Source organism: Burkholderia sp. AU27893 (genome assembly GCF_002223205.1).
Lineage (GTDB): Bacteria > Pseudomonadota > Gammaproteobacteria > Burkholderiales > Burkholderiaceae > Burkholderia.
In genome coordinates, this window is record NZ_NKFD01000001.1 from 1,385,202 (window position 1) to 1,411,415 (window position 26,214).

The window sequence follows — 26,214 nt, forward strand, 5'->3', positions numbered from 1 at the left end:
CGGGTCATGCTTCAGGGATCGCTGAATCGGGGAGCGCCGGGGCCGAGCCGCGGCATGCGCGGGCTGGCCACCGGCGGGGTCAAGCCTGGGTCAGGCGGGCAGGCGGATCACGCTCGCATCCTTGCGGATCAGCAGCGACGACGCGAGCATCTGCTTGCACTGGTGCGCGAGCACCTTCAGGTCGTGCGTGAGCTCGGCCCCCACCGCATCGGATTGCTCCGCGGACACGACCATCGCGTCGAGGTCGCGCGTGATCTGCTTCGACGCGTCGAGCTGGTCGGCGGGCGGCGGCTCGCCCGCTTCGGCCTTCTCGAGATTGTCGAGCACGGCGGCGAGGCCGCGATGCAGCGCGTCGTCGTGGAGGATGCTGCCGTCGGCCGCGCAGGCTGCGCGGATCAGCGGCGCGGCGGCCGTGATCTGCGCGCCGAGCACGTGCGTCTGCACGAGCAGGTCGTTCAGTTCGGGCACGAAGCGCTGGTGCGCCTTCGGCTCGATCATCATCCGCTGGAACGCCTGCCCGAGATTCGCGAACGCGATGTGTACGTCCTTGCGCGCGAGGCGGTAGCGGTAGTCGTCGTCGAGGGCCGTGGTCGGCGTCTCGATGGCTGCGGCGACGACCGGCACGACGGCCGCGCCGTCGGCGGCCGGCATCGGCGGCGGCGACATGCCGCGCCCGGCGCGCCACACGGCTTCGAAATACTTGCGGGTGGCGGTGAGCATGTCGGCGACCTGCTTGCCCATCAGCCGGTATTCCCAGTACGGGAACAGCCGGCTCGCGGCGATCGCGATCATGCAGCCGACCACCGTGTCGATCGCGCGCTCGCCGATGATCCGCATGCTGCCCGGCGCGAGCAGGTGGAACATCAGCAGCACGTACGACGACGTGAACACGACGCTCGCCGCGTAGTTGAACAGCAGCAGGCTGTAGCTCATCACCATCGACCCGAACATGATCGCGATCAGCAGATGCGTATCCTTGACCGTGTAGATCAGCGCGACGCTCGCCGCGCAGCCGATCAGCGTACCGACGATACGCGCCGCGTTGCGCTGCTTGGTGAGCGAGTAGCCGGGCTTCAGGATGATGATGGTCGTCATCACGATCCAGTACGCGTTCGTGAGCGGCAGCAGCCGGCCGAGCCAGAACCCGACCGCGACCGCGATCGTCACGCGCAGCGCGTGGCGGAAGCTCGGCGAGCGCATGTTCAGGTTCGAGAAGATCAGGAGCGGCGACATCCGGCGGCGCTGCAGGAAGCGCGTGAGCGCCTTGTCGATCTTCAGTTCGGTTTGCTGCGGATCGGCGTGGCCCGACAGGTTGCGGCGCATCCGGTCGATCAGGCGCGTCGCGCTCCAGATGCGCCGGAACGTGGCCAGCACGGCCGCATAGGCCTCCGCGTTGGTGGCCGGGAAGTTCTTCTTGCGCATCAGCTCGATCTCGTACTCGATCGCGCGCAGCTCGGCCTTCACGCTGATCCGCGAATGCGGTGCGCGGTTCTCGAGCACCGCGAGGCCGATTTCCTCGAGATCGGCAGCCGCCTTGCGGATCAGGTCGCGGTAGAAAATGATCAGGTCGGAGCCGCCGAACGTGTTGCGCACCAGCGGGTAGTCGGTGTGGGCGCCGACGAACAGCTCGTGCAGGTCGACGCTGTTGATGAACAGGTTGTACATCGTCGTGCGGCCGGGGTCGAGCTTGCCGCGGCGCAGCTTCGGCAGGTTGCGCAGCACGATGTCGCGCGCGGTTTCCTGCGTTTCGACCGCCGTGATCTGCTTGGCGACGAGATTGCGGTAGCACTCGTCGAGATCGGCATCGAGATCGTAGAACTGCGCACGCGCGAGCAGGTAGTCGGCGCACGCGAACAGGCTCTCGGCCAGCGCCTGCTGCTCGATGCGGCGCGCCTGCCATTGCGACACGAGCGTGGCCCAGTACGTGTACCAGAGGCCGCCCGCGAGAATCCAGCCGGCATTGATGAACGCCTGCAGCGGCGTGAACTTCTCCTCGAGCGTCATCACCATCATGAACAGCGTCGCGAAGCTGATCTGCGGCCAGCGGTTGCCGTAGACGACGATCAGCGACAGCACGAAGGTGAGCGGCACGATGGTGAGCCACAGCACGAAGATGTTCGGTGTCGCGAGGCCGGTGGCGAGCGCGGCCAGAAAACCGATCACGCTGCAAGCGAGCATTTCGTTGTGCTTGTACTTGAGCGGGCCGGGCATGTCGACGACACAGGCGCCGAGCGCGCCCGTCGAGATCGTGAAGCCGAGCTCCCGGTTGTGAAACACGATCAGGCACAGCACGGCCGGCAGCGAGACGCCGACCGCGATCCGCAGGCCGCCGAAAAAGTACTGGCTGTAGAAAAACTTTCTGATTTCGACCGAATAGCGCATCGATGGGCTGAATAGCAGACGAAGACGCCCGGGGGCGGCATCTTGACTGGCGACGAGTCTATCGTATTTCGCGATCCGTAAAACCTGGCCGTCCGGACGAGGTTCGCGACGGCGGCCCATTTGCTATCCTTGGTGATCCTGTTCGCCCGGCCCGGCCGGCGCGAGGTTCCGACGCCCGCTTCATGCTCCATCTCTTCTATTCGAATCGTCACGAAACGCTGGCCGACGCGCTGCTCGAGGATCTGGCCGCGTTCCCGGCCCGCAATGGCCCGTGGGCGCCGCAACAGGTCATCGTGCCGAGCGCGGCGCTGCGCCGCCGTCTCGAGCTCGACATCGCCGCGCGCAACGGCGTGTGCGCGAACGTCGAGTTCACCTATCTCGCGCAATGGCTGTGGGCGCAGATCGGCCGCGTGCTGACGGTTCCTGCGCGTTCGCCGTTCGCACCCGATCGCCTCGTGTGGCGCTGCTACCGGCTGTTCGCGCAGGCGGCCGACGGCGCGCCGTGGCTCGCGTCGCCGCGGCTGGCCGCGTATCTGTCCGCGTCCGACGATGCGATGCGCTACGAGCTGGCACACCGCGTCGCGGCCGTGCTCGATCATTACCTGACCTATCGTCCCGAATGGCTGGCCGCATGGCAGGCCGGCGAGTCCGTGCTCGCCAGCGACGGCGCGCCGCGCGGGATCAGCGACGCCGCGCGCGACGACGAGCGCTGGCAGGCCGCGCTGTGGCGCGCACTGCTCGCGGAACTGAGCGACAGCGGCACGCCGCCGGCGCACCGTTTCCTCGTCGAGGCGCGCCATCTCGATCCAGAAGCCATCGCGCGCGCGGACTGGCCGGAATCGGTCAGCGTGTTCGCGCTGCCGACGATGCCGCCGCTGCACGTCGCGTTGTTGCGCGAACTGTCGCGCTGGATCGACGTGCGCGTCTATGCGCTGAACCCGTGCCGCGAATTCTGGTTCGACATCGTGACCGCCGCGCATGCCGAGGCGCTCGATGCGGCCGGGCGGCTCGATTACCAGGAAGTCGGCCATCCGCTGCTCGCCGAATGGGGCCGGCAGACCCAGGCGCAGCTGCACATGCTGCACGAGCTGACTGAAAGCGCCGCATCGGGCGACGCGTCGCGTTTCGTCGAGAATCCCGCGCCGACGTGGCTCGCGCGCGTGCAGAACGCGATCCTCGAACTGCAGCCGGAGGCCGAAATCGGCGACACGCCGGCCGAGCGCGGGATCGAGGTGCACGTGTGCCACAGCCTCGCGCGCCAGCTCGAGGTGCTGCACGACCGGCTGCTCGCATGGTTCGACGCCGACGCGAGCCTGCAACCGTCCGACGTGCTCGTCGCGGTGGCCGATCTCGCGGCCGCCGGGCCGCTGATCGACGCCGTGTTCGGCACGGCCGGCGCCGGCGGCTCGCGTGTGCCTTACCGGATCACCGGCTTGCCGCCGTCGCAGGCGAACCCGGTCGCGCGCGTGCTGCTCGACTGGCTCGCGTTGCCGGAGCGGCAGGTCGGCGCGCCCGAGCTGGTCGAATGGCTGCGTGTCGACGCGGTGGCGGCGCGCTACGGCATCGATGCGGCGGCGCTGGAGACGGTGCAGACCTGGCTCGCGGCGGCCGGTGCGCGGCGCGGGCTGTCGCCGCTCGTGAGCGACGATGCCGCCGTGCCGTCGCCGCGCCATACGTTCTCCGATGCGCTCGCGCGGCTCTTTCTCGGTTATGCGATGCCGGAAGGCGCGGCGCCGGTCGGCGCGTGGCTGCCGATCGAGGCGGCCACCGGCAGCGAGGCCGAACTGCTCGGCCGGCTCGCGCGCTTCACCGACGATCTCGACGGCTTCGCGCGGCGGCTGGCCGAATCGCATACGCCGCAAGGCTGGAGCGAGCTGTTCGCCGATACGCTCGCGCGGTTCTTCGATTCGGGCGCCGCGTATGCGGACGCGCTCGCGGGCGTGCGCGACGCGCTCGACGCGATGCTGGCCGCGATGACGGAGGGGGCGCCCGATGAGGCGTTGCCGGCGGCCGTCGTCCGGGCGGGGCTGGCCGCCGCGCTCGACGATCCGGCGCGCGGCGGCGTGCCGTGGGGCGGCGTCACGTTCTCGTCGCTGACGAGCCTGCGCGGCCTGCCGTATCGCGTCGTCTGCCTGCTCGGGATGGACGATGGCGTGCTGCCGAGCCTCGCGCGTGCCGACGAATTCGACCTGATGGCCGTGTTGCCGAAGCTCGGCGACCGCCAGCGCCGCGACGACGAGCGCAACCTGTTTCTCGACCTGCTGCTCGCCGCGCGCGACCGGTTGATGATTGCCTACACGGGCCGCAGCATTCGCGACAACGCGCCGTTGCCGCCCGCGGCACTCGTCGACGAACTGCTCGACCATCTCGCGCTCGTCACGGCCGGGCCCGACGCGGCGCCGGACGCGGTCGATGCCGCGCGGCGTTCATTCGTCGTCGAGCATCCGCTGCAACCGTTCGCGGCCGCGTATTTCCAGCCCGGCAGCGAACTCGTTTCCTTCGACGCCGAGCGTGCGACGCTCGCGTCGCTGCTGGCCGCCGAGGCGTCGCGCGACGGGCCGCGCGAGCTGCCGTTCTTCGCGCAGCCGCTGCCGGCCGAACCGGTCGAGCCTGTCGCATTCAGCGAATTCGAACGCTTCTGGCGCCATCCCGCGCGTGCGCTGCTGCGCGCGCGGCTCGGCATCGTGCTCGCCGACGCGCAAGCCGAACTGCTCGACACCGAGCCGTTCGCGCTCGACTTCGCCGGCAGCGATGCGCTCGCCGAGCGCGTGCTGCCGTTGCTGATCGAGTCGGACGCGGGCGGCGTGCTCGATCACGCGCTGCGCATCGCGGACGCGAGCCCCGAACTGCCGGGCGGTGCGACGGGCGCCGTGTGGCGCGACCAGGCGCTCGGTTCGATGACGCAACTTGCGTCGAACGTGCGCCGCGCGCTGGCCGACGGGATGGAGCGGCGGCCGTTCACGCTTACCGTGGTGCCGGCCTGGCCGGATACCGAACAGGCGCTGTTCGGCGCCGACGACGCGCGGCTGTCGGCCGACGCGGTGAGCGCGCCGCTCGACCTGCACGGCACGCTGAACCGGCTCACGCCGGCCGGGCAGATCATCTATCGCTATGCCCGGCCGAGCGCGCGCGACTACCTGTCCGCGTGGCTCGCGCATCTCGTCTACTGCGCGGCGGAGCCTGGCGGCCCGCGCCGCACGCTGTGGTTCGGCAGCGGCGGCGCATTCGAGCTGACGCCCGTCGCGGCGCCGCTCGAGCAGCTCGCGCCGCTGGCCGCGCTGTTTCGCGCGGGGCGGCGCATGCCGCTGCGGTTTTTCCCGCGCAGCGCGTGGGCGAGGGTGTCCGATGGCGAGGCGAAGGCTGCGAGCGTCTGGATCAACGAGCGGGTCGTGAGCGAAGCCGACGATCCGGCCATCGCGATCGCGTGGCGCGGTGCGCATGCGTCGCTCGACGAGCCGTTCGGCACCCTTGCGCGGCTCGTGTTCGATCCGCTCGTCGCCCATCTGAAGGAGGTCGCATGAGCGCCGTGTCGCAGCCGCAGCAGGCGCTCGAACTCGATGTGTTCGCGTGCCCGCTCGACGGTGTCAACCAGATCGAGGCGTCGGCCGGCACCGGCAAGACCTGGAACATCTGCGCGTTGTATGTGCGCCTGCTGCTGGAGAAGGATCTCGGTGCGGATCAAATCCTCGTCGTGACCTTCACGAAAGCGGCGACCGCCGAGCTGCACGAACGGATTCGCGGCCGGCTCGCGCAGCTCGCGCATGCGCTCGACACCGGTGACGACGGCGGTGATCCGTTCATCGAGCGTCTGCTGGAAACCACGCTCGGCGAAGACGGCGCGCTCGATCCCGAAACGGCCGCGAAGCGGATCCGGCGTGCGCTGCGCGCGTTCGACCAGGCCGCGATCCATACGATCCATGCGTTCTGCCAGCGCGCGCTGCAGGAAGCGCCGTTCGCGGCGGCAATGCCGTTCGCGTTCGACATGGAGGCCGACGATGCGTCGCTGCGCTTCGAACTGGCAGCGGATTTCTGGCGCACGCGTGTCGAGCCGGCAGCCGCGCGCTGGCCGGGCTTCGCGACCTGGCTCGTCGAGTCGGGCGCCGGCCCGGCCGCGCTCGATGCGCAGCTCGCGCGCCGGCTGAAGAAGCCGCTCGCCGCGCTGCGCTGGGACGGCGTGACCGAGCCGGACGAATCGGCCGAGGCGGCGGCCGCCGAATGCTTCGCCGAGGCCGAGCGGATGTGGGCCGCCGAGCGCGACGCGATCGATGCGTTGCTGCGCACCGCGCAACCCGCGCTCAACCAACGCTCGCACAAACCCGAGGCCGTGGCCGATGCGCTGGCTGCATGGACCGCGCATTTCACGCAGGGCGACGCGACGGTTGCGCTGCCGAAGGCCGCGCTGAAGCTCACGCGCACCGCGCTCGTGAAGGCCACGAAAAAAGGCGGCGCGACGCCCGAACACGCATTCTTCGACGTGGCCGACGCGCTCGAAGCGGCCGTGGCCGCGGCCGAGGCCGCGCATCGTGCGCGCTGGCTCGCGCTGATCGCCGAATGGCTCGACATGGCGCCGGGCGAGCTGGCCGAGCGCAAGCGCACGCGGCGGGTCGTCTCGTTCGACGATCTGCTCGCGAACCTGTACCACGCGCTGCATGCGCATCCGTGGCTCGCCGAGACGCTGCGCGCGCGCTATCCGGCCGCGCTGATCGACGAGTTCCAGGATACCGACCCGCTGCAGTTCGCGATCTTCGACCGGATCTTCGCGCCGGGCGGGCCGCTGTTCCTGGTCGGCGATCCGAAGCAGGCGATCTACAGCTTCCGCGCGGCCGATCTGCATACCTATCTCGCCGCGCGCGCGCGGGCGAGCGCGTGCTACACGCTCGCGGTCAACCAGCGTTCGACGCCCGCGATCGTCGATGCATGCAACCGCTTCTTCATGTCGAATCCGCGCGCGTTCGTGCTCGACGGGCTCGACTATTACGCGGTACGTGCCGGCACACGCGTGCGTGCGCCGTTCGTCGACGCAACCGATCCGGGCCCGGCCGGCGACTTCCGGGTGTGGGCGTTGCCGGGCGGCGAAGGCACGTTGCTCAAGCGCGACGCGCAGGCGCAGGCCGCTCAGGCCTGCGCGGCCGAGATCGCACGGCTGATGCGCGGCGCGCGCGAAGGGCGCGTGCGGCTCGGCGAGACACCGCTGTCGCCGGGCGACATCGCGGTGCTGGTGCAGACGCACCGGCAGGGCAGTCTCGTGAAGCGCGTGCTGGCCACGTGGGGCATCGGCAGCGTCGAACTGGCGCAGGCTTCGGTGTTCTCGACCCATGACGCCGAGCAGCTCGAACGTGTGCTGGCAGCGATCGATGCGCCAGGCGACCTGCGGCGCTTGCGCGCGGCGCTCGCATCCGACTGGTTCGGCCTCGATGCCGGCGCGCTGTGGCGGATGGAGCAGGGCGACGGCGACGCGCAACGGGAAGCATCGGCGGCGGACAGCGCCGACGCGATGAGCTGGGTCGAGCGCTTCTCGCGGTATCGGCTGTTGTGGCGCGAACGCGGCTTCGCGGTGATGTGGCGCACGTTCACGCGGGAGCTGCGGATTGCCGAGCGCCTGATGGCCGGCGCGGACGGCGAGCGTCGCGTGACCGACATCAACCATCTGGCCGAACTGACGCAGGCACGCGCGTCCGCGCAGCCGGGCATCGCGCCGACGCTGCGCTGGCTCGCCGCGCAACGGCTCGACGGCGGCGGCGAGGAAGCGCAGCTGCGGCTCGAATCCGATCGCAACCTCGTGCAGATCGTCACCGTGCACAAGTCGAAAGGCCTCGAATACGCGATCGTGTTCTGTCCGTTCCTGAACGACGGCGGGTTGCGCGAGCTGCCCGCGTCCGCATTGCCCGATGCGCGCGAGTATCACGACGATGCGGGCGACGCGGTGCTGCATTACGGGTGCGACGAGGAGGCAGCCGAGCATGCGGCGCGGCAGGCGCTGCGCGAGCAGGCGGCGGAACGCGCGCGGCTCGTCTACGTGGCGCTCACGCGCGCGGTCTATCGCTGCTACGTCGTCGCCGGGCCGTACCTGTCGTCGCGTTCGACGCGTGAATCACGACGCAGCGTGCTGAACTGGCTCGTCGCGGGCGCCGGCCAGTCGTTCGATGCGTGGCTCGACGAGCCGCCCGACGAAGCCGCGCTCGATACGGCGTGGCAGGCGCTCGCGGGTGGCCCCGTGAGCGTCGCGCCGCTGCCGGCGCCTGTGCGCCCCGAGCGCCTCGCGGCCGGGCACGACGCATCGCAGACGCTCGCGGCGCGCCATGCGACGCGCGTGCTGCGCGATGCGTGGCGGATGGCCAGCTTCAGTTCGCTGACCGCGTCGATGGCGCGCGAGGAGGCGGGCGTCGCTGCCGTGCCCGATGACGAGCTGCGGCCCGATCACGATGCGCTTGCCGCGGTGGCGCCGGATGGCGAATGGCTGTTGGCCGATACGGTTGCGCCCGAGCCGCCGGACGACGATATCCTCGTGTTCCCGCGCGGCGCGGCGGCCGGCGAGTGCCTGCACCGCCTGTTCGAGCTCAGCCGCTTCACGGATCCCGAGTCGTGGCCCAGGGCCGCGCTCGGCGCGCTGCACGACCGGCCGGTCGAGGCCGTGCCCGAGCTGGCCGCACGCCTGCCGGCGATGATGGTGCAGCTGGTCGACGATGTCGTGCACACCGAGCTCGTGCCGGGCATGCGGCTCGCCGATCTCGATCCCGCGAAGCGGCTCGACGAAATGGGTTTCCTGTTCCCGGCGCCCGCGCTCGACCTGATGGCGCTGCGCCGGCTGCTGGTCGCGCACGGCTATCCGGACGTTGCACTGGAGGCGGGCATGCTCGCCGGTTTCATCAAGGGTTTCATCGACATGATCGTCGAACACGACGGCCGCTTCTGGATCGTCGACTGGAAGTCGAACCATCTCGGCACGACGCCGGACGCCTATGGTCCGCGCGCGCTCGACGTCGCGATGGCCGATCACGCGTATCACCTGCAGGCGCTGCTCTATACGGTCGCACTGCACCGCTATCTGCGCGGGCGGCTGCCCGACTATGACTACGACACGCATATCGCGGGCTACCTGTACCTGTTCGTGCGCGGTGTACGGCCCGACTGGCGCAGCGGCGGCGAACCGGCCGGCGTGCATGCGCGGCGGCCCGAGCGCGCGCTCGTCGACGCACTCGACCGGATGATGGAAGGGGGCCGCGCATGAACGTGAACGCGCAGGACGACACGCTCGAATTTACCGGCGGCCTCGTCGCGCGGCTGCCCGAACCCGCCGATTTCGGCATCGCGCTCGCGGAAGGGTTTGCGCGCCGCATCGGCGATCTGGCTCGTCGCGCCGGTGCGCCGGCCGCGGCCGCGCGCTGGGCGGCGCGTGCCGCGTTCGCGACGAGTCGTGCGACCGCGGGCGGCCACGTGTGCGTCGCGCTCGGCGCGCTCGCGCAGCGCTACGAAGCCCCGCTCGACGAAGTCCGCGCGGCGCTTGCCGCGAGCGGCGTGGTCGCGTTCGGCACGCTCGCACGCGGTGACGAGCGGCCGCTGATCGTCGACCGCCACGACCACCTGTACCTGTCGCGCTATTTCGACTACGAGCGGCGGCTTGCCGATGCGCTCGTCGCGCAGGCCGGCGTGGCCGCGCCGGACGAAGGTCTCGCGCCCGACCGGTTGCGCGACAGCCTCGCGCGTTACTTCGGGCCGGCAACCGGCGAAGTCGACTGGCAGCGCGTCGCGGCGATCGTCGCGCTGACGGGCCGCGTGACGATCGTCAGCGGCGGCCCGGGCACGGGCAAGACGACGACCGTCGTCGGCGTGCTGGCCTGTCTGCTCGACGCGCATCCGGGGCTGCGCGTTGCGCTGGCCGCACCGACCGGCAAGGCCGCGCAACGGATGCAGGAAGCGCTGCACGCGCGGGCCGGCGACCTGCCGCCCGAACTTGCGGCGCGCCTGCCGGAGACGTCGTTCACGCTGCATCGGTTGCTGGGCGGCGGCGGGGCGGCCGGGTTCCGGCATCATCGCGACAATCCGTTGCCGTACGACCTGATCGTCGTGGACGAGGCGTCGATGATCGACGTCGCGCTCGCCGCGCATCTGCTCGATGCGCTCGCGCCGGGTGCGCGGCTCGTGCTGCTCGGCGACAAGGACCAACTGGCCGCGGTCGAGGCGGGCGCCGTGTTCGCGGAGTTGAGCGCGCGACCGGCGTTTACCGCCGCGGCGCGCACGCGCATCGCGCGGGCGCTCGGCATCGACGAGGCGGCATTCGTCGCGGCGCTGCCGGTGCAGGACGCCGCCGCGACCGCCGCCGCTCCCGCTGCGCATCCGGCTTCCGCCGCGGTCGAGGCGCCGGCGCGTGCTGCGGCCGCTATGCGCAAACCAGCTTCGCGACGGAAGGTCGACGTGCGACAGGCATCGCTTTTCGACGACGAGCCGCAGGATGACGACAGTTCGCCGTCCAGCGTCGCGCCGCCGCCGGCCGTAGATCCGGCGCTGACCGAAACCGGTGAGCCGGGTGAGGCCGGCGAGCCAGGCGACGCCCCCGCGTGGATCGAGGTCGACGAACTTGCGTGGCTCGACGCCGTCGAGCTGCCGCCGTTCGACGCGGGCGACGTGGCGCTTGCATCGATCACATCGATACCGCCGGGCGAACCCGCCGCCGCGCCCGCCACGCCCGCACCTGCACCTGCACCCGCACCGCTCGCCGACTGCGTGGTCTGGCTCGAACGCAATTACCGCTTCGGTCTCGATTCGCCGATCGGCCGGCTGTCGCTCGCGATCCGCAGCGGCGACGTGCAGGCCGCGCTCGACGCGCTGCCCGCCGACGATTCGGCCGCCGCGTCATTCCATGACGATGCGGGCGAGTCGCTCGCGTCGTCGACGGTCGAGCGGCTCGCGCGGCGCTTCGGCGCTTACCTCGACGCGTTGCGCGACACACTGGCCGCGCCGGCGCCCGATCCGCTGCCGCTGTTCGACGCGCTCAACCGGTTCCGGATCCTGTGCGCGACCCGTAGCGGCTTGCGCGGCGCGGAGCACGTCAATGCGCTCGTGGCCGCGCACGTGCGCCACGCGGCGCGCGTGCCGCTGGCGGTCGGCGCGCACTGGTTCACGGGGCGGCCGATCATGGTGACGCGCAACGACTATGCGCTCGGGCTGTTCAACGGCGATATCGGCATTGCGCTGCCCGACGCGCACGGCGTGCTGCGCGTGTGGTTCAAGCGTGCGGACGGCACCGCGCGCGCGGTGTCGCCGGCCGCGCTGCCGCCGCATGAAACCGCGTTCGCGCTGACGGTCCACAAGTCGCAGGGCTCGGAATTCGACGAAGCCGCGCTCGTGCTGCCGGCTTCGTTCGGCCGCGTGCTCACGCGTGAGCTCGTCTATACGGCCGTCACGCGTGCCCGCACACGTGTGCAGGTGATCGGGTCTCGGCGCGTACTCGCGCAGGCGGTCGCGACGCGCACGCAGCGCGATTCGGGGCTCGCGGCACGCGTCGACGAGGCGCTTGCACGGCGCCGCGGGGAGGCTGCGCGATGATGATCCGCTATACGCTCGATCCGGCCGAAGTCGAATGGACGGCCGTGCGCGCGCAGGGCGCGGGCGGGCAGAACGTGAACAAGGTGTCGAGCGCGATCCACCTGCGCTTCGATATCCGCGCGTCGTCGTTGCCGCCCGTCATCAAGGAGCGGCTCCTCGCGCTGTCCGACCAGCGCATCACGCGTGACGGCATCGTCGTGATCAAGTCGCAGGAATATCGCACCCAGGAGAAGAATCGCGAAGCCGCGCTGGCGCGACTCGATGCGTTGATCAGCGGCGTTGCATTCACGCCGCGTGCGCGGGTCGCCACGCGGCCCACGCGTGCGTCGAAGGAGCGACGGCTCGAGCACAAGTCGCGCCGCAGCGTGGTGAAGTCGGGACGAGGGAAGGTGACCGACTGACGAATGGATGCGCCGACGAACGGCGGGCGCGACAGCCGAACGCTTGCCATCGCACCGATTAGCGCATGACGGTCCCGGCGCTGTCGAGCACGAAGTCGACGCAGAACACGACCAGCCGGCTCTGCGCGCGGATCGCGACGGCGGCCGTATAGCAGTCGCGGCCTTCCGTCAGCGAGAAGTGCGGGCCCATCAGCGCGACGCGTCCGGGCGCGGCGATCGCGCGCTGGAAATACGGGCGCCGCGACCAGTTGCTGTGGGTTTCCGGGAAGAGCGGTGAAAGGCGGGTGACGCCCGCCTGGCCGTCGTCGGCGCGCGCGCCGATCGACGGCAGGAACTGCTCGCCGGTTTCGTCGGTGACGAACACGCGGCGCGCGGCCGGCACCGCGAACACGCGTTGCGCGGCGTCCTGCAGGTTGCCGCTTGCGGAAAATGCCGCCGCCCCCGACAGCACGAGCCGCTCGATCGCGTCGAAGCCGGGCTGCTCGGCGGCAACCGGCGTGTGCCGGCGCGCGATGAAGCGCTGCCACGCGGCGTCGAGCATCGCGGGTGCTGCCGCGCTGGCATGGGCGATCGATGCATCGGGCTGGCCGAACTGGAAACCCTGGACGAAATCGATATCGGCTTCCATCAGCGCCTGCAGCGAGTCGTCGCTCTCGACACCCTCGGCGAGCACCATCGCACCGGCCTGATGCAGCATCGACACGAGGTGATGCATGATGCGGCGATCGTCGGCCGAACCGGTCGAGCGTACGACGAGCGAGCGATCGAGCTTGACGATGTCGGGGCGCGCGCGCCACACGCGGTCGAAGTTCGAGAATCCCGTGCCGAAGTCGTCGATCGCGATCAGGAAGTCGCGATGCTGGATCATGTCGATCGTGCGGGCGAGCTCGGCTTCGTCGCGCGACGGCTGTTCGACGACTTCCAGCACGATGCGGTTCGGCGGCAGCGCGAAATGCCGGCACAGCGCTTCGACGAATTCGCGCTGCACGAGGCCCGAGTCGAGCACGCGCGGGTTGACGTTCAGGAACAGCCAGCCGTCGCCGATACCCTGCGCGATGAAGTTGGCCGTGTGCAGGCAGCGCGCGAGCCGGTCGAGCAGCAGCGCGTCGGCGTCGGCGCGCGTCTTGTCGAACAGCGCGGCGGGCGAGATCAGTGCGCCGTTCGGATCGACGACGCGCAGCAGCGCCTCGTAGCCGACGACCCGCTTGTGCGTGATCGACAGCACGGGCTGGAACACGCTGCGCAATGTCGTGGTGCGATAGGTGGCGACCCAGCCGCCGGGCGTCGGCGTGAGGCGTTCGAGCAGGGAGTCGAGCGAGAGGTCGCGGGCGGGCTTCATGTCAACGGTGCCCGGGGCCAAGCGGCGCAACGGCAGCGCGCCGCCACGCTGAAGCAGTCGCACGCGCCGGCGGACGCGAAAGGACGTGGGACATCGAGACCGCCTTCTGCGGGTAAGTGTCCGAAGTGTAACGGGAATGCGGCGGCTCGCGTATCAGGGAAACTCCAGACACACGCGGGAACGGCACTGCGGCCGGCGCCGCTCCCATGCGCGCAGCGCATGACCGCCGCGTCGCGTCGGGCGTCGCCGCCGCACATGACAATCGGGCAGCATGGCATGCGCGGCAAGGCGAGGCGGGAAATGCAGACAGCCGCCAAATGGCGAACGAAGCTCGCCGTCAGCGGAATGCCGGCTGCGCCGCGGCACTATTCGAGGGCGCGGCGATGAATAGCCGGCGCCCGGTCGTCACGCATCACGGCCGGAACGATGGCGGCGCGTGCACCCGAATGTATCGTCAGGTCGCTTCGCCGCTGCGCGGCCGGATCCCGGGAATCCGCTTGATCGCGCCGGTCGCGAGCGCGGTGCCGACGAGCACGATCACGCAGCCTTCGATCATCACGGCCGACACGTGTTCGCCGAGGAACAGCGCGCCCCACAGCAGGCCGAACACGGGAATCACGAACGTCACGGTAATCGCCCGCGCGGGGCCGATGTGCGCGATCAGGTGGAAGAAGATGAAATACGCGATGCCGGTGCAGGCGACGCCCAGCGCGAGCACCGAGCCCCATGCGTGCGCGCTGACCGGCGCGGCAGGCCACGTGGCGATCGCGAACGGCAGCAGCAGGACGGTCGAGCCGATCATGCTGCCGGTCGCGTTGACGAGCGGATCGACGCCGGTCAACTTGCGCTTCGTGTAGTTGGCCGCGATGCCGTACAGCAGCGTCGCGCCGAGCGCTGCAGCGGCGGCGAGCGCGGTCGCGGCGGCGCCCGTTTCGCCGTGCGCATTCGCGATCTGGTTCCACACGAGCGTGAGCACGCCGGCGAAACCGATCACGAGCCCGAGCGCGCGCGGCAGCGACAGCTTGTCCTTCAGCCACAGGTAGGCGACGAGCGCGCCCCACAGCGGCGTCGTCGCGTTGATCACCGACGTCACGCCGGCCGACAGCGTCAGTTCGGCGAACGCGAACAGGCAGAACGGGATGCCCGAGTTCAGCGCGCCGACGACGAACAACGGCCACGCATGCCGGCGCAGCCGGGCGCCGAGATCGGCGGGTTTGAAGCGCGTCAGCGCGAAGCCGGCGAGAAACAGCGCGCCGATGCCCACGCGCAACGCCATCAGCGGCGCGACGCCGAAATCGACCACGCCGACGCGGATGAACAGGAAGGACGCGCCCCACAGGGCGGCGAGCACGGTCAGCAGGAAAGCGTTCTTGGGTGACATCGATCGGCGAGGGCGGGGACGGGATGCGAGGAATCTTACACCGCGTTACTGCCCGTCGTTTCACGATCGGATGAAACGACAAGAAACGGTCATTCCGCCGGTTTGCCGCCGGGCCGCAGACGCTCCGCCTCGTGCGGCGCGGCCGGTCAGATTAGTGATGGCGCCAGCCGCCGCGTCCGCCGAAGCCGAAATTGAGCGACAGCGCCGGGCCCCAATAACCGCCCCATGCTGGCGCATAGGCCGGCGCCGGATAGTAGTAGGCGGGGGCCGGATCGACATACACGGGCGCGGGCTGCACCGGCACCGGCGCCGCCGTGTAATAGCCGCCCGGATAATAGCCGTACGGGTAATAGCAGCCGGCAAGCGTCGTGCAGGCAAGCGCCGCGGCGACGAGGGTCCTGTTCATGATGTGTCTCCGGCGGAGCCGGCGATCGGCAGATGCTTGAAGCTTAGGCCGAGTCCCGATGACACGGTATGAGAAACGGTAACCGATCATTTCCGGGGGGAGCGGCCGCGCCTGTTGCGGCACCACAGACGAAAACGGCGCTTCCGCACCGCGAAAACGCCGTTGAACCACCGGCCTGCGGCTGGGCGGCGACGCCCGGCCGGCCGATCTCGGACTGCTTACTTGCCGACCTGGTTACCGATGATGCCGCCGGCCGCCGCGCCGCCCAGCGTCGACAGCGCGTTGCCGCCGATCGCCGCGCCGGCGACGCCGCCGACACCCGCACCGATTGCCGTATCGCGCTGGCGTCGCGACATCGAATCGCAGGCCGACAAGCTGGCCACTGTCGCGACGAGGAGAGCGCATACCCCAAAACGCCGAATCGAATTCATGATCGTTGTCCTTGTGGTAGTGAACGGGAAGGCGCACGACCGGCTGGCGGCCGCGCATGAACCCAATCTACGCGCCGTCCCGCGCGGCTGCTGTAAGGACTTGTTAAGGCTCGCGCGGTTTCGTAATCAATTGTTTCGCATGCGCCGGCGGGCACGCGACATGCGCAAAAAAGCCCGCTCGAAAGCGGGCTTCGTGCGTGGCGAGGCGATCCGGCGGGAATCGCCGGACCGCGCATTCGCTTACTGACGGTGATAGATTTCGGCGCCGGTCTTGACGAACTCGACCGCCTTCACTTCCATCCCCTTCTTCAGCGCTTCGGTTTCCGACACACCCTGCTGCGCCGCGAACTCGCGCACGTCCTGCGTGATCTTCATCGAGCAGAAGTGCGGGCCGCACATCGAGCAGAAGTGCGCGACCTTCGCCGAATCCTTCGGCAGCGTTTCGTCGTGGAATTCGCGCGCCTTGTCCGGATCGAGGCCGATGTTGAACTGGTCTTCCCAGCGGAACTCGAAGCGCGCCTTCGACAGCGCGTTGTCGCGCACCTGCGCGCCCGGGTGGCCCTTCGCGAGGTCGGCGGCGTGCGCGGCGAGCTTGTACGTGATGATGCCTTCCTTCACGTCGTCCTTGTTCGGCAGGCCCAGGTGCTCCTTCGGCGTCACGTAGCAGAGCATCGCGGTGCCGAACCAGCCGATCATCGCGGCGCCGATGCCGGACGTGATGTGGTCGTAGCCCGGAGCGATGTCGGTGGTCAGCGGCCCGAGCGTGTAGAACGGCGCTTCCTTGCACCAGTCGAGCTGGAGATCCATGTTCTCCTTGATCAGCTGCATCGGCACGTGGCCGGGGCCTTCGATCATCACTTGCACGTCGTGCTTCCACGCGATCTGCGTGAGTTCGCCGAGCGTCTTCAGCTCGCCGAGCTGCGCTTCGTCGTTCGCGTCGTAGATCGAGCCGGGGCGCAGGCCGTCGCCGAGCGAGAAGCTCACGTCGTACGCTTTCATGATCTCGCAGATCTCTTCGAAGTGTTCGTACAGGAAGCTTTCCTTGTGATGCGCGAGGCACCACTTCGCCATGATCGAGCCGCCGCGCGACACGATGCCGGTCATCCGGTTCGCGGTGAGCGGCACGTACTGCAGGCGCACGCCCGCGTGGATCGTGAAGTAGTCGACGCCTTGCTCGGCCTGTTCGATCAGCGTGTCGCGGAAGATTTCCCAGGTGAGATCCTCGGCCTTGCCGTTGACCTTTTCCAGCGCCTGGTAGATCGGCACCGTGCCGATCGGCACCGGGCTGTTGCGGATGATCCACTCGCGCGTTTCATGGATGTGCTTGCCGGTCGACAGGTCCATCACCGTGTCGCCGCCCCAGCGGATCGCCCAGGTCATCTTGTCGACTTCCTCGCCGATCGACGACGTGACGGCCGAGTTGCCGATGTTCGCGTTGATCTTGACGAGGAAGTTGCGGCCGATGATCATCGGCTCGGATTCCGGGTGGTTGATGTTCGCGGGGATGATCGCGCGGCCGCACGCCACTTCCGAGCGCACGAATTCCGGCGTGATCTCGGCCGGCGCATTCGCGCCGAAGGCCGCTGCGCCGAACGCCTGGCCCGGGTGCTGGCGGCCCATCATCGCGGCGAGCTTCGCGCCGTTCGGGCCGCTCGCCTTCAGGCTCTCGAGGTACTCGGCGCGGCGCTGGTTCTCGCGGATCGCGATGTATTCCATTTCCGGCGTGATGATGCCCTGGCGCGCATAGTGCATCTGCGTGACGTTCTTGCCGGCCTGGGCGCGGCGCGGGTTGCGGTGCAGGCCCGGGAACCGCAGGTCGGCGGTGGCCGGGTCGGCCGCGCGCTCGAGACCGTACTGGCTCGACAAGCCGTCGAGCACTTTCGTGTCGCCGCGCGCTTCGATCCAGCCCTGACGCAGCGCGGCCAGGCCCGCGCGGATGTCGATCTTCACGTCCGGATCGGTATAGGGGCCCGACGTGTCGTACACGTAGATCGGCGGATTCTTTTCGCCGCCGAAGCCGGTCGGCGTGTCGGCCTGCGTGATCTCGCGCATCGGCACGCGGATGTCGGGCCGGGAGCCGGTGACATAAACCTTGCGGGAATTCGGCAGCGGGGCGACGGCCGCGGCATCGACATGAGCGTCGGCGGACAGAAACTTCGGATTGGCGTTCATGCAATCTCCTGTGTGAGCGCCGGACAGGCGCTTCGGCGCTTGCCCGGAGCCCTTGACGTATGTGGGGCTCGAGCTAAGCAGGAGACGAGGCTTGGTGAGGCGGCGGATTTCGTCAGAAGGATGGCGGCGAAATCCGTACGCTTCCCTGCGCTGGCATTATCCAGATCAGGTTCAAAGGGTATTTCTCACCCGCAATGCCGGTTGTTTGACCGGGCGCATTGCAGGACCCCCGCGTTAGCAGGGCACACGATACACTGGCTTGGCGGCGGTTTCAACCGGGAGAGGATCGGCTGTCCCGGTGCGGCCGCAGCATGGCGGGCGGCACGGTGGCCCGTCGAAATGGCAGCGCGCGTCGCCGCCGCATGGCCTCCCGGCCCGGCCGGCCACGGCAATGCGGTGCAGCACGGCGCGCTTTCGCGCAACCTCAAAAAAAATTTTCGCAGCGGCTGTCATTTCCCGCGACGTCGTCCGTCTATTCGGCTCCTTAAACCCATGTTGTTCTGGAGAGATGTCATGAAAAAAGTACTGATTGCCGCTTGCGTCGCCGCTTTCGCCACGATCGCCACGGGCGCGTATGCGCAGAACGATGCGATGTCGCAGCCGGGTTCGTCGATGTCGAAAGACGCGATGGGCCACGACGCGATGGCCAAGGATGCAATGGGCCACGACGCGATGAAGAAGGACGGCATGAAGAAGCATGCGATGAAGAAAGACGCGATGAAGAAGGACGCGATGTCGCACGACGAGATGGGCAAGCCGTCGGGCGACAAGATGGCGCCGTCGAACTGACGAAAGGCGGACGCGGCGCGGCCGGCGCGTGCGTCGCACGGCGGCCGCCCGCATCGCATCGCGTCCCGTCGACTCATTCCGGGAGTCTTCATCATGCAAACCGTTCCCGCCACCGGCCGCGCGGCCGCCACGCCGCCCGCGCGCCCGATCCATCCGCTGTGGGTGCGCGCGAGCCACTGGCTCAACGCGCTCGCGGCGATCCTGATGGTGCTGTCCGGCTGGCGCATCTACGACGCGTCGCCGATCTATCCGCCGTTCACGTTCCCGCACGGGCTCACGATCGGCGGCTGGCTCGGCGGCGCGCTGCAATGGCATTTCGCGGCGATGTGGCTGCTCGTCTTCAACGGCCTGTTCTACCTGACGATGTCGATCGCGACGGGGCGCCTCGCGCGCAAGATGCTGCCCGTCACGCCGGCGTCGATCTGGCGCGACATCCGTGCCGCAGTGGGCGGGCGGCTGTCGCACGCCGACCTGAGCGTGTACAACGCGGTGCAGCGCGCCGCGTACCTGACCGCGATCGTCGATCTCGTCGTGCTGGTGCTGTCGGGGCTCACGATCTGGAAATCCGTGCAATTCCCGCTGCTGCGCGAATTGTTCGGCGGCTACGACAACGCGCGTGTCGTGCACTTCTGGGCGATGTCGCTGCTCGTCGGATTCATTGTCGTTCACGTCGCGATGGCGCTGCTGGTGCCGCGCTCGCTGCTCGCGATGCTGCGCGGGCGCTGACCCGTCAACCTCGGGTGAAGGAAATCATCATGTCGGAATCCGAAACCAAGCGCGACGGTTCGCGCTGGACGCTCGACCGGAAGTCGCTCGAACTCGACGTGCGCCGCGAGCTCGAGATGCCGTCGCGGCGGCTGTTCAACCGGCGCGTGCTGACGCTCGGCGGCCTGACGATGCTGACCGGCTGCACGCTGAAGGACGACGCGTCGGTCAACACGTTCCTCGAGACGGTGTCGCGCATGAACGATCGCGTGCAGGCCTGGCTGTTCAGCGGCGAGCGGCTCGCGCCGACCTACACCGAAGCCGACATCACGCGACCGTTCCCGTTCAACGCGTACTACGGGATCGACGACGTGCCGCACGTCGACGCGTCGACGTACCGGCTCGTGCTGTCCGGCCGCGTGACGGGCAAGCGCGTGTGGACGCTCGACGAACTGTATGCGCTGCCGCACGCGGAGCAGATCACGCGGCATATCTGCGTGGAAGGGTGGAGTGCGATCGGCCGCTGGGGCGGTACGCCGTTCGGCGCGTTTCTCGCGCGCGCCGGCGCCGACACGCGGGCGAAGTACGTCGGCTTCAAGTGCGCGGACGATTACTACGAAAGCATCGACATGCCGACCGCGCTGCATCCGCAGACGCTGCTCGCGTTCGACTACGACGGCCAGCGGCTGCCGCCGGAGTTCGGCTTCCCGATGAAGCTGCGGATGCCGACCAAGCTCGGCTACAAGAATCCGAAGCACATCATGGAGATCTTCGTGACCGATACGTTTCCGGGCGGCTACTGGGTCGACCAGGGGTACAACTGGTTCGGCGGATCGTGAGCGGGGCGTTGCGAGCGGTGGCGGCGCGTGCGCGTGCCGCGATGCGTCGGGCATCGCGGCATCGCACGTGACGCGTCACGCGGATTCGCGCACCTGGAGGTCGACGCGCAGGCCGACGGCCGCCGCCATGTTCACGAGCGCGTCGAGCCCGAACAGGTTGATCTTGCCGCGCATCAGGTCGGAGACGCGCGGCTGCGTGACGCCCAGTCGTTCCGCAGCCTGGGCCTGACTGAGCTCGAGCTGCGCGATGCGCTGCTTGAGCGCGATCATCAGCTCGGATCGCAGCTTCATGTTCTCGGCTTCGGCCGGCTGGCCCTCGATTGCGTCCCAGACGCTCGAATAATGGTTGGTGGTCATCGTTTCCTCTCCATCGTCAGCGCGCGATAGCGCCGGGCGGCCAGTTCGATATCGGCTCGGGTGGTGCGCGTCGCTTGCTTGCGGAAGCAGTGCAGCACGTAGACGGCGTCGGCGAACGTCGCGACGTAAATGATCCGGAACGCGCCGCTCGCATCGCGCAGGCGAATTTCCCGCACGCCGACGCCGACGGTGCGCATCGGCTTCCAGTCGTCGGGCGCGAACCCGCGTTGTACCTGGTCGATCTGGTGGCCGGCTTCGCGTCGCGCAGGCAGCGGAAAGCCGCGCAGATCCGCGAGCGCGCTGCCGACGAAAACAACAGGCTTCGGCGGGAGAATGGTCGAATTATACAAAATTTTGTATGGGCGGTGCAGGTGTCGAAGGAAGGTCGTTCCGCGCATGCGGCGCGTGAGCCGACCGTCACGATAAGGGGGAAGTGCTGGCTGGCGCGCAGGACTGGCCGTTCGGCCGATGGCTGACTCGATCGCGACGGATGGCGTGAATGGCGTGAATGGCGGGTCGGATCGACACCGTGGCAACGCACGCGTGTCGCGTATCCGGCCCCCGATTTCAGCCGCCCGCCGGCAGGGAAATGTCGCGCGGAAACATCATTCGCGATCCTTTCAGACTGGTCCGACGATGCTTTCGAATCCTTGATGCCATAATGCCGAGCGTGCGCAGCCGAAGCGGTTGCGCGCGTTTTTTTGTCCCTCTGCCGCCGCTTGCCGGTTCTCTTTCGTCGCCGTTCGCACTGCCATGTCGTTCCGCACGTTCGCTCTGCCTTCCCGGTCCCGCCAGGGCCGTTTGCCGGCATCGCCGGTGTCTTTCAGCGGAGCACGCGGCGTGACGTGCGGGCAGGCTGCTCGATGACGCCGCTCGACCGTCTCCTCGATTTCTTCGCCCGCTTCTCGTTCCGGATCCGCCTGCCGCAAAGCCGCGGCGGCCGCGTCGCGCTGGCGCTCGTCTTCATCTATTTCGTGTGGGGTTCGACCTACAGCGGCCTGCATTTCGCGCTGCAGTCGTTTCCGCCGCTGCTGCTGTCGGGGCTGCGCAACCTGCTCGGCGGGATCGGCCTGTTCATCTTCGCGCTGCGGCGCAAGCCCGAATGGCCGACGCTGCTCGAAATCCGCAATGCGGGGATCGTCGGCACGATGCTCGTCGCGCTGTCGTCCGGCACGATCGCGCTCGGGATCAGTCTGGTCAGTAGCGGCTCGGCCGCGGTGATGGTGGCCACGGTGCCGCTGTTCGCGACCGTGATCGCCGCGGTTGCCGGGCGGCCGGTCACGAAAGGCGAGTGGTCGGCCGTGGCGCTCGGGATGGTCGGCATCGTCGTGCTGAATTCGGGCGGCGCGGCCGCGCAGAGCTCGGCGCTCGGCACGATCTGCGTGCTGGCCGGCGCCCTGTTCTGGGCCGGCGGCGCGCATCTCGCGACGCGGCTCAAGCTGCCGTCCGACCTGTTCCTGTCCACCTCGCTGCAGATCGGCCTCGGCGGCATGATCTCGACGCTCGTCGCATGGCTGGTCGGCGAACGCGTCGAGCACCTGATGGTGGGGCCGGTGTTCGCGTTCCTGTACCTGATGGTGTTCTGCACGATGGCCGCGTATGTCGCGTACGGCTACCTGATCCGCCACACGAGCCCGATCATCGCGAGCAGCTGCATGTACGTGAACCCGATCGTCGCGGTCGCGCTCGGTGCGCTGCTGCTTGGCGAGCCGGTGACGATGGCGACCGTGGTCGCGACCGTCGCGATCCTCGGCAGCGTCGGGCTGTCGTTCGTGTTCGATCCGGCGCGCCGGCCCGCGGCGCGCGCGGCGGCTGCCAGTTCGGCGGCCGCGGCAGCCGCATCGACGGTGGAGGCGGCAGCGGCGCCCGAACCGATCGCGGTGCCGGATGCGGCGCCGATCCTGGCGCCTTCCGCCGTTCAGTTGGCCGTGCCGGCGCCGGGCGCCGTGATGGATCCAGCCGCGGTCATTGAACCGGCACCGGCATTCGCCACGCCGCCCAGCGCCGAACCAGCACCGGCGTTCGCGCCGTCGCCCGCCGCTGAACCGGCACCCGCGTTCGCTACGCCGCCCGCCGTCGAACCGGCCGCACCGCGCGCCGACGCGTGACGCGGCCGTGGCCGGTCGCGCTCAGTCGCGCCGGCCGCCGCGATGGTGGAACCAGCCCCCGAACGCGGTGAACACCAGCCCGGTTGCACACATCCCGATCCAGCCGAATGCGTGCCATGCGGCGACGCCGGCCGACGAGCCGAGTGCGCCGCCGATGAAATAGCACACCATGTACACCGTGTTGACGCGGCTGCGTGCCTCGGGCTTCAGCGCATAGATGCGCGACTGGTTCGAGATCTGCGCGGCCTGCACGCCGACGTCCAGCACGATCACGCCGATCACGAGCCCGACGAGGCTCGAGCCCGACAGCGCGAAGATCACGAACGACAGCGCGAGCAGCGCGATCGCGAGCGAGATGATCGCGCGCGGGCCGCGCTTGTCCGCGAAGCGGCCCGCGTACGGTGCCGCGAGCGCACCCGCCGCGCCGACGATCCCGAACAGGCCGGCTGCCTGCGGGCCGAGATGAAACGGCGCACCGGCGAGCAGCAGCGTCAGCACGGGCCAGAACGCGCTGAATGCCGCGAACAGCGCGGCACCCGTCAGCGAGGCTTCGCGCAGCCCGCGCAATTCGACCGCCAGATGCCACATCGAGCCGAGCAGCTTGCCGTACGACAGCGTCGACGTCGGCGAGCTGCGCGGCAGCCGCAGCACGATCACGGCGGCGAGTGCGACGAGCGCCGCGACCGACGCGGCGAACACCGCGCGCCAGCCGAAATACTCGGCGACGAAGCCGGCGGCCGTCCGCGCGAGCAGGATGCCGAGCAGCAGGCCGCTCATCACGGTGCCGACCGCATGCCCGCGCTCGGCCGGCGGCGCGATCTCGGCGGCGAACGGCACGGCCTGCTGCGCGATGGTCGCGAGAATACCGATCGCGAGGCTCGCGACGGCGAGCACGGCCAGCGACGGCGCGGTGGCCGCGACGATCAGCGCGACCGACAGGCCGGCGATCTGCATCAGGATCAGCCCGCGGCGGTCGAAGCGATCGCCGAGCGGCGCGAGCAGGAACATGCCGGCCGCGTAGCCGAGCTGCGTCGCGGTGGGCACCGCGCCGATCCACGAAGCGCCGTCGGGAAACGCCGAGCGGAAGCTGTCGAGCAGCGGCTGGTTGTAGTAGATGTTCGCGACGGACACCCCCGCGATCGTTGCCAGCAGCAACAGCAGGCTGCGCGAATAGTGGGGCGAGGCGGCGTCGGTCGGACGGTCGGTGGAGGCGGTGGACATGGCGGCGCGAACGGAAGTGGGGCGGCGCGGCGCGCGGCGCACGCGGCGGGTGCGCAGGCCGGCGGGGCGCCGTCGAGGCTGCCGATCATACCGGAGCGACGGGAATCCTGCCGGACGAGGGCAGACCGGCCAACCCGGCCGAACCTGCGTAACCGACCGGCCGTTGCCCGTCAGCGTGCGTCAACCCGTCAGTCGACCAGCTCACCCGTCGGTTCATAGAACGGATAAGGCCCGGCGCCTTCATCGATATATACGTGATGCGACGTCATCCCCGCATCGGGCACGTAGTGATGGACCGCGAACGCCGGCGGTTCGAGCCGGAACGCGGAGGGCCCATCGGGCCGCAGGTCGAATGCGACCTGATGCGCGGGCGACGGCACCGCGGCGGCGAGCGTGCCGCCGAAGCGCGTGAACATCGTCCGATGCACGTGGCCGCACAGCACGCGCTCGACGTTCGGATGGCCGCGCAGCAGCGCGTCGAGTTTCGCGGAAGCCGCGGGCGCGAGGCGCAGCTTGTCCATGTGGCCGATGCCCGATGCGAACGGCGGGTGATGTAGTGCGACGATCACCGGACGGTCGCGCGCCGCGTCGAGCTGCGCGGCGAGCCAGGCGAGCCGTGCATCGCACAGGTCGCCGTAGCTGGCGCCCGGCACCTGCGAATCGAGCGCGAGCACGCGCACCGCGCCGACGTCGAGCGCGTATTGCACGAATTCGCCCGCCTGCAGTTCGGCGCGATCGGCGAACTCGCGGCGCAGCCCGGCGCGGTCGTCGTGATTGCCGATCATCAGGTAGTACGGAATCTCGAGCGCGGCCAGCAGCCCGCGCAGGTTGCCGTACTCCTCGTCGTGGCCGAAATCGGTCAGGTCGCCGGTGACGAGCACCGCATCCGGGCGCGGCACGAGCGCGTTCAGTTTTTCGATGCAGCGCGTGAGCGCGGCCGCGGTGTCGACGCGCCGGTATGCGAGCTGTCCCGGACGCTTGATGTGGAGATCGCTGATTTGAGCAAGCAGCATCGTCGTTCCTCGGAATTGTGTGATTGTTGTCGCGGCGTCGTGCGCCGCGGTGGGGTGTTGCTTGAATGATGCCGGAAGGACGGATCAGGCGCCGAGCGCGATCAGGCCTTCCGGCGCGACCGTGAGGCCGACCGCCGTGCCGCGTGCGAGCGCGATGCGGCCCGGCACGTCGATGACGAGCGCGTCCGGAGCCGCGTGCTCGATCGTGAGCCGTGTGCGCTCGCCGAGGAATGCGCATGCGCTCACGGCACCGCGCAGCGGCGCATGCGCGGGATCGGCGAGTTGCGCATCCTCGGGGCGGAAGAACCACTCGTCGGCGGCGTGCGGCGTCGCGATCGCGCCGCCCGTGGTCACCAGCGTGCCGTCGCGCCATTGCCCGGCGAGCCGGTTCAGCGTGCCGATGAACTGCGCGACCGTGCGGTTGGCCGGGTGGTAGTAGATGTCGCGCGGCGTGCCGATCTGTTCGATGCGGCCCGCGCCCATCACGACGATCCGGTCGCCGAGCTCCATCGCTTCGGCCTGGTCGTGCGTCACGTAGACCGTCGTCACGCCGAGCTCGCGCAGCAGCGCATTCATCTCGCGACGCAGCGTGTCGCGCAGCTTCGCGTCGAGCGCGGTCAGCGGCTCGTCGAGCAGCAGCACGCGCGGCCGCACCGCCAGTGCGCGGGCCAGTGCGACGCGCTGGCGCTGGCCGCCCGACAGCTGGTCGATCGGCTTGTCCGCATGCGCGTCGAGCCGCATCATCGCGAGCAGCTCGTCGACGCGCTCGCGCAGCGCGCGCGGCTCGGTCTTGCGGATCTTCAGCCCGTAGCCGACGTTGCCGCGCACCGTCAGGTTCGGAAACAGCGCGTAGTTCTGGAACACCATGCCGACCTGCCGGCGCTCGATCGGCAGCGCGGTGACGTCGTCGTTGCCGAATGCGATTGTGCCGCCGGCGTCCGGCGTGTCGAGGCCCGCGATCAGGCGCAGCGTCGTGGTCTTGCCGCAGCCCGACGGGCCGAGCAGCACGAGCGTTTCGCCCGCGCCGATCGACAGGTCGAGCGGTTCGAGCACGCGCGTGCCGCGGAACGTCTTCGCGCAGCGGGTCAGGGTGATGGGAGTGGAATCGAGTTTCATGTCTGCGAGAA

The 26,214-nt window shown here is 69.4% G+C and carries 20 protein-coding genes and 1 riboswitch; of the genes, 9 read left to right on the forward strand and 11 right to left on the reverse strand.

The features are described 5' to 3' along the window. Window positions 1–90: 90 nt before the first annotated feature. A complete protein-coding gene (locus tag CFB47_RS06470) occupies window positions 91–2,382 on the reverse strand; it encodes an FUSC family membrane protein (protein ID WP_089460681.1) in 2,292 nt (763 codons plus the stop codon). A 182-nt stretch (window positions 2,383–2,564) separates the two neighbouring features. On the opposite strand from CFB47_RS06470, the gene recC reads away from it, so the two are divergent. Genes recC through arfB form a run of 4 tightly spaced genes read left to right on the forward strand, consistent with a single transcriptional unit; the run spans window position 2,565 to window position 12,326 of the window. Continuing rightward, window positions 2,565–5,903: an exodeoxyribonuclease V subunit gamma gene (gene recC / locus CFB47_RS06475; protein ID WP_089460682.1), complete on the forward strand. Its 3,339-nt coding sequence runs from the start codon at window positions 2,565–2,567 to the stop codon at window positions 5,901–5,903. Next, window positions 5,900–9,610 carry an exodeoxyribonuclease V subunit beta gene (gene recB / locus CFB47_RS06480; RefSeq protein WP_089460683.1) on the forward strand — a complete coding sequence of 1,237 codons (3,711 nt, stop codon included), beginning with the start codon at window positions 5,900–5,902 and terminating at the stop codon, window positions 9,608–9,610. Before recC ends, recB begins: the two co-directional genes overlap by 4 nt. A 2-nt stretch (window positions 9,611–9,612) precedes the next feature. Then, a complete protein-coding gene (locus CFB47_RS06485) occupies window positions 9,613–11,925 on the forward strand; it encodes an AAA family ATPase (protein ID WP_089461368.1) in 2,313 nt (770 codons plus the stop codon). Beyond that, window positions 11,922–12,326 (forward strand): alternative ribosome rescue aminoacyl-tRNA hydrolase ArfB, encoded by a 405-nt coding sequence (gene arfB / locus CFB47_RS06490; RefSeq protein ID WP_011351491.1) that lies wholly within the window; start codon window positions 11,922–11,924, stop codon window positions 12,324–12,326. Before CFB47_RS06485 ends, arfB begins: the two co-directional genes overlap by 4 nt. Window positions 12,327–12,384: 58 nt before the next feature. Here the strand turns inward: arfB and CFB47_RS06495 are convergent, their stop codons facing one another. The 4 genes from CFB47_RS06495 to CFB47_RS06510 all read right to left on the reverse strand — a co-directional run bounded on the left by CFB47_RS06495 (window position 12,385) and on the right by CFB47_RS06510 (window position 15,883). Further along, window positions 12,385–13,665, reverse strand: a complete 1,281-nt coding sequence (locus tag CFB47_RS06495; RefSeq protein ID WP_089456570.1) for an EAL domain-containing protein — start codon at window positions 13,663–13,665, stop codon at window positions 12,385–12,387. 454 nt (window positions 13,666–14,119) lie between these two features. Further along, on the reverse strand, window positions 14,120–15,046 hold the full coding sequence (locus CFB47_RS06500) for a DMT family transporter (protein ID WP_089439633.1): 927 nt from the start codon (window positions 15,044–15,046) through the stop codon (window positions 14,120–14,122). Between the two features lie 151 nt (window positions 15,047–15,197). Then, complete coding sequence (locus CFB47_RS06505; RefSeq protein ID WP_089424922.1) at window positions 15,198–15,452, reverse strand: hypothetical protein; 255 nt, start codon at window positions 15,450–15,452, stop codon at window positions 15,198–15,200. A gap of 218 nt (window positions 15,453–15,670) precedes the next feature. Then, entirely contained in the window at window positions 15,671–15,883 is a 213-nt protein-coding gene (locus CFB47_RS06510) for a glycine zipper 2TM domain-containing protein (RefSeq protein WP_011545020.1), read from the reverse strand. On the opposite strand from CFB47_RS06510, the gene CFB47_RS40230 reads away from it, so the two are divergent. Then, complete coding sequence (locus CFB47_RS40230; protein WP_105771328.1) at window positions 15,882–16,130, forward strand: hypothetical protein; 249 nt, start codon at window positions 15,882–15,884, stop codon at window positions 16,128–16,130. The two genes, CFB47_RS06510 and CFB47_RS40230, sit on opposite strands and share 2 nt — an antisense overlap. Here the strand turns inward: CFB47_RS40230 and thiC are convergent. Next, a complete protein-coding gene (gene thiC / locus CFB47_RS06515; protein ID WP_089460684.1) occupies window positions 16,124–18,055 on the reverse strand; it encodes a phosphomethylpyrimidine synthase ThiC in 1,932 nt (643 codons plus the stop codon). The genes CFB47_RS40230 and thiC overlap by 7 nt on opposite strands. Before the next feature lie 124 nt (window positions 18,056–18,179). Next, window positions 18,180–18,296: riboswitch (TPP riboswitch) on the reverse strand. 272 nt (window positions 18,297–18,568) lie between these two features. On the opposite strand from thiC, the gene CFB47_RS06520 reads away from it, so the two are divergent. The 3 genes from CFB47_RS06520 (at window position 18,569) to CFB47_RS06530 (ending at window position 20,388) form a co-directional block, all read left to right on the forward strand. Beyond that, window positions 18,569–18,844 (forward strand): pentapeptide MXKDX repeat protein, encoded by a 276-nt coding sequence (locus CFB47_RS06520; protein WP_011351498.1) that lies wholly within the window; start codon window positions 18,569–18,571, stop codon window positions 18,842–18,844. Between the two features lie 93 nt (window positions 18,845–18,937). Next, window positions 18,938–19,570, forward strand: a complete 633-nt coding sequence (locus tag CFB47_RS06525) for a cytochrome b/b6 domain-containing protein (protein WP_089460685.1) — start codon at window positions 18,938–18,940, stop codon at window positions 19,568–19,570. Window positions 19,571–19,599: 29 nt separating this feature from the next. Continuing rightward, complete coding sequence (locus CFB47_RS06530) at window positions 19,600–20,388, forward strand: molybdopterin-dependent oxidoreductase (protein WP_089425873.1); 789 nt, start codon at window positions 19,600–19,602, stop codon at window positions 20,386–20,388. Window positions 20,389–20,463: 75 nt separating this feature from the next. On the opposite strand, the gene CFB47_RS06535 is transcribed toward CFB47_RS06530, so the two are convergent. Next, complete coding sequence (locus CFB47_RS06535; protein WP_089460686.1) at window positions 20,464–20,745, reverse strand: helix-turn-helix domain-containing protein; 282 nt, start codon at window positions 20,743–20,745, stop codon at window positions 20,464–20,466. Then, window positions 20,742–21,095, reverse strand: a complete 354-nt coding sequence (locus CFB47_RS06540) for a type II toxin-antitoxin system RelE/ParE family toxin (protein ID WP_089439638.1) — start codon at window positions 21,093–21,095, stop codon at window positions 20,742–20,744. Before CFB47_RS06540 ends, CFB47_RS06535 begins: the two co-directional genes overlap by 4 nt. Before the next feature lie 513 nt (window positions 21,096–21,608). Between CFB47_RS06540 and CFB47_RS06550 the strand changes: the two genes are divergently transcribed. After that, window positions 21,609–22,853 carry an EamA family transporter gene (locus CFB47_RS06550; RefSeq protein ID WP_089456571.1) on the forward strand — a complete coding sequence of 415 codons (1,245 nt, stop codon included), beginning with the start codon at window positions 21,609–21,611 and terminating at the stop codon, window positions 22,851–22,853. A gap of 21 nt (window positions 22,854–22,874) precedes the next feature. Here CFB47_RS06550 and CFB47_RS06555 read toward each other — a convergent pair whose 3' ends face one another. The 3 genes from CFB47_RS06555 to CFB47_RS06565 form a co-directional block, all read right to left on the reverse strand. Beyond that, entirely contained in the window at window positions 22,875–24,074 is a 1,200-nt protein-coding gene (locus tag CFB47_RS06555) for an MFS transporter (RefSeq protein WP_089460687.1), read from the reverse strand. 188 nt (window positions 24,075–24,262) lie between these two features. Then, the gene (locus CFB47_RS06560) at window positions 24,263–25,087 is read right to left on the reverse strand and encodes a phosphodiesterase (protein WP_089460688.1); all 825 of its coding nucleotides are present in this window, start codon (window positions 25,085–25,087) and stop codon (window positions 24,263–24,265) included. An 84-nt stretch (window positions 25,088–25,171) separates the two neighbouring features. Then, on the reverse strand, window positions 25,172–26,203 hold the full coding sequence (locus CFB47_RS06565; protein WP_089460689.1) for an ABC transporter ATP-binding protein: 1,032 nt from the start codon (window positions 26,201–26,203) through the stop codon (window positions 25,172–25,174). Window positions 26,204–26,214: the final 11 nt, after the last annotated feature.

What these genes read in the sequence shown, in the direction of transcription:
- CFB47_RS06470 (WP_089460681.1), bottom strand. Translation starts at nt 2,382, where the DNA reads ATGCGCTATTCGGTCGAAATCAGAAAGTTTTTCTACAGCCAGTACTTT.
- recC (WP_089460682.1), top strand. Translation starts at nt 2,565, where the DNA reads ATGCTCCATCTCTTCTATTCGAATCGTCACGAAACGCTGGCCGACGCG.
- recB (WP_089460683.1), top strand. Translation starts at nt 5,900, where the DNA reads ATGAGCGCCGTGTCGCAGCCGCAGCAGGCGCTCGAACTCGATGTGTTC.
- arfB (WP_011351491.1), top strand. Translation starts at nt 11,922, where the DNA reads ATGATGATCCGCTATACGCTCGATCCGGCCGAAGTCGAATGGACGGCC.
- CFB47_RS06495 (WP_089456570.1), bottom strand. Translation starts at nt 13,665, where the DNA reads ATGAAGCCCGCCCGCGACCTCTCGCTCGACTCCCTGCTCGAACGCCTC.
- CFB47_RS06500 (WP_089439633.1), bottom strand. Translation starts at nt 15,046, where the DNA reads ATGTCACCCAAGAACGCTTTCCTGCTGACCGTGCTCGCCGCCCTGTGG.
- CFB47_RS06505 (WP_089424922.1), bottom strand. Translation starts at nt 15,452, where the DNA reads ATGAACAGGACCCTCGTCGCCGCGGCGCTTGCCTGCACGACGCTTGCC.
- CFB47_RS40230 (WP_105771328.1), top strand. Translation starts at nt 15,882, where the DNA reads ATGATCGTTGTCCTTGTGGTAGTGAACGGGAAGGCGCACGACCGGCTG.
- CFB47_RS06510 (WP_011545020.1), bottom strand. Translation starts at nt 15,883, where the DNA reads ATGAATTCGATTCGGCGTTTTGGGGTATGCGCTCTCCTCGTCGCGACA.
- thiC (WP_089460684.1), bottom strand. Translation starts at nt 18,055, where the DNA reads ATGAACGCCAATCCGAAGTTTCTGTCCGCCGACGCTCATGTCGATGCC.
- CFB47_RS06520 (WP_011351498.1), top strand. Translation starts at nt 18,569, where the DNA reads ATGAAAAAAGTACTGATTGCCGCTTGCGTCGCCGCTTTCGCCACGATC.
- CFB47_RS06525 (WP_089460685.1), top strand. Translation starts at nt 18,938, where the DNA reads ATGCAAACCGTTCCCGCCACCGGCCGCGCGGCCGCCACGCCGCCCGCG.
- CFB47_RS06530 (WP_089425873.1), top strand. Translation starts at nt 19,600, where the DNA reads ATGTCGGAATCCGAAACCAAGCGCGACGGTTCGCGCTGGACGCTCGAC.
- CFB47_RS06535 (WP_089460686.1), bottom strand. Translation starts at nt 20,745, where the DNA reads ATGACCACCAACCATTATTCGAGCGTCTGGGACGCAATCGAGGGCCAG.
- CFB47_RS06550 (WP_089456571.1), top strand. Translation starts at nt 21,609, where the DNA reads ATGACGCCGCTCGACCGTCTCCTCGATTTCTTCGCCCGCTTCTCGTTC.
- CFB47_RS06555 (WP_089460687.1), bottom strand. Translation starts at nt 24,074, where the DNA reads ATGTCCACCGCCTCCACCGACCGTCCGACCGACGCCGCCTCGCCCCAC.
- CFB47_RS06560 (WP_089460688.1), bottom strand. Translation starts at nt 25,087, where the DNA reads ATGCTGCTTGCTCAAATCAGCGATCTCCACATCAAGCGTCCGGGACAG.
- CFB47_RS06565 (WP_089460689.1), bottom strand. Translation starts at nt 26,203, where the DNA reads ATGAAACTCGATTCCACTCCCATCACCCTGACCCGCTGCGCGAAGACG.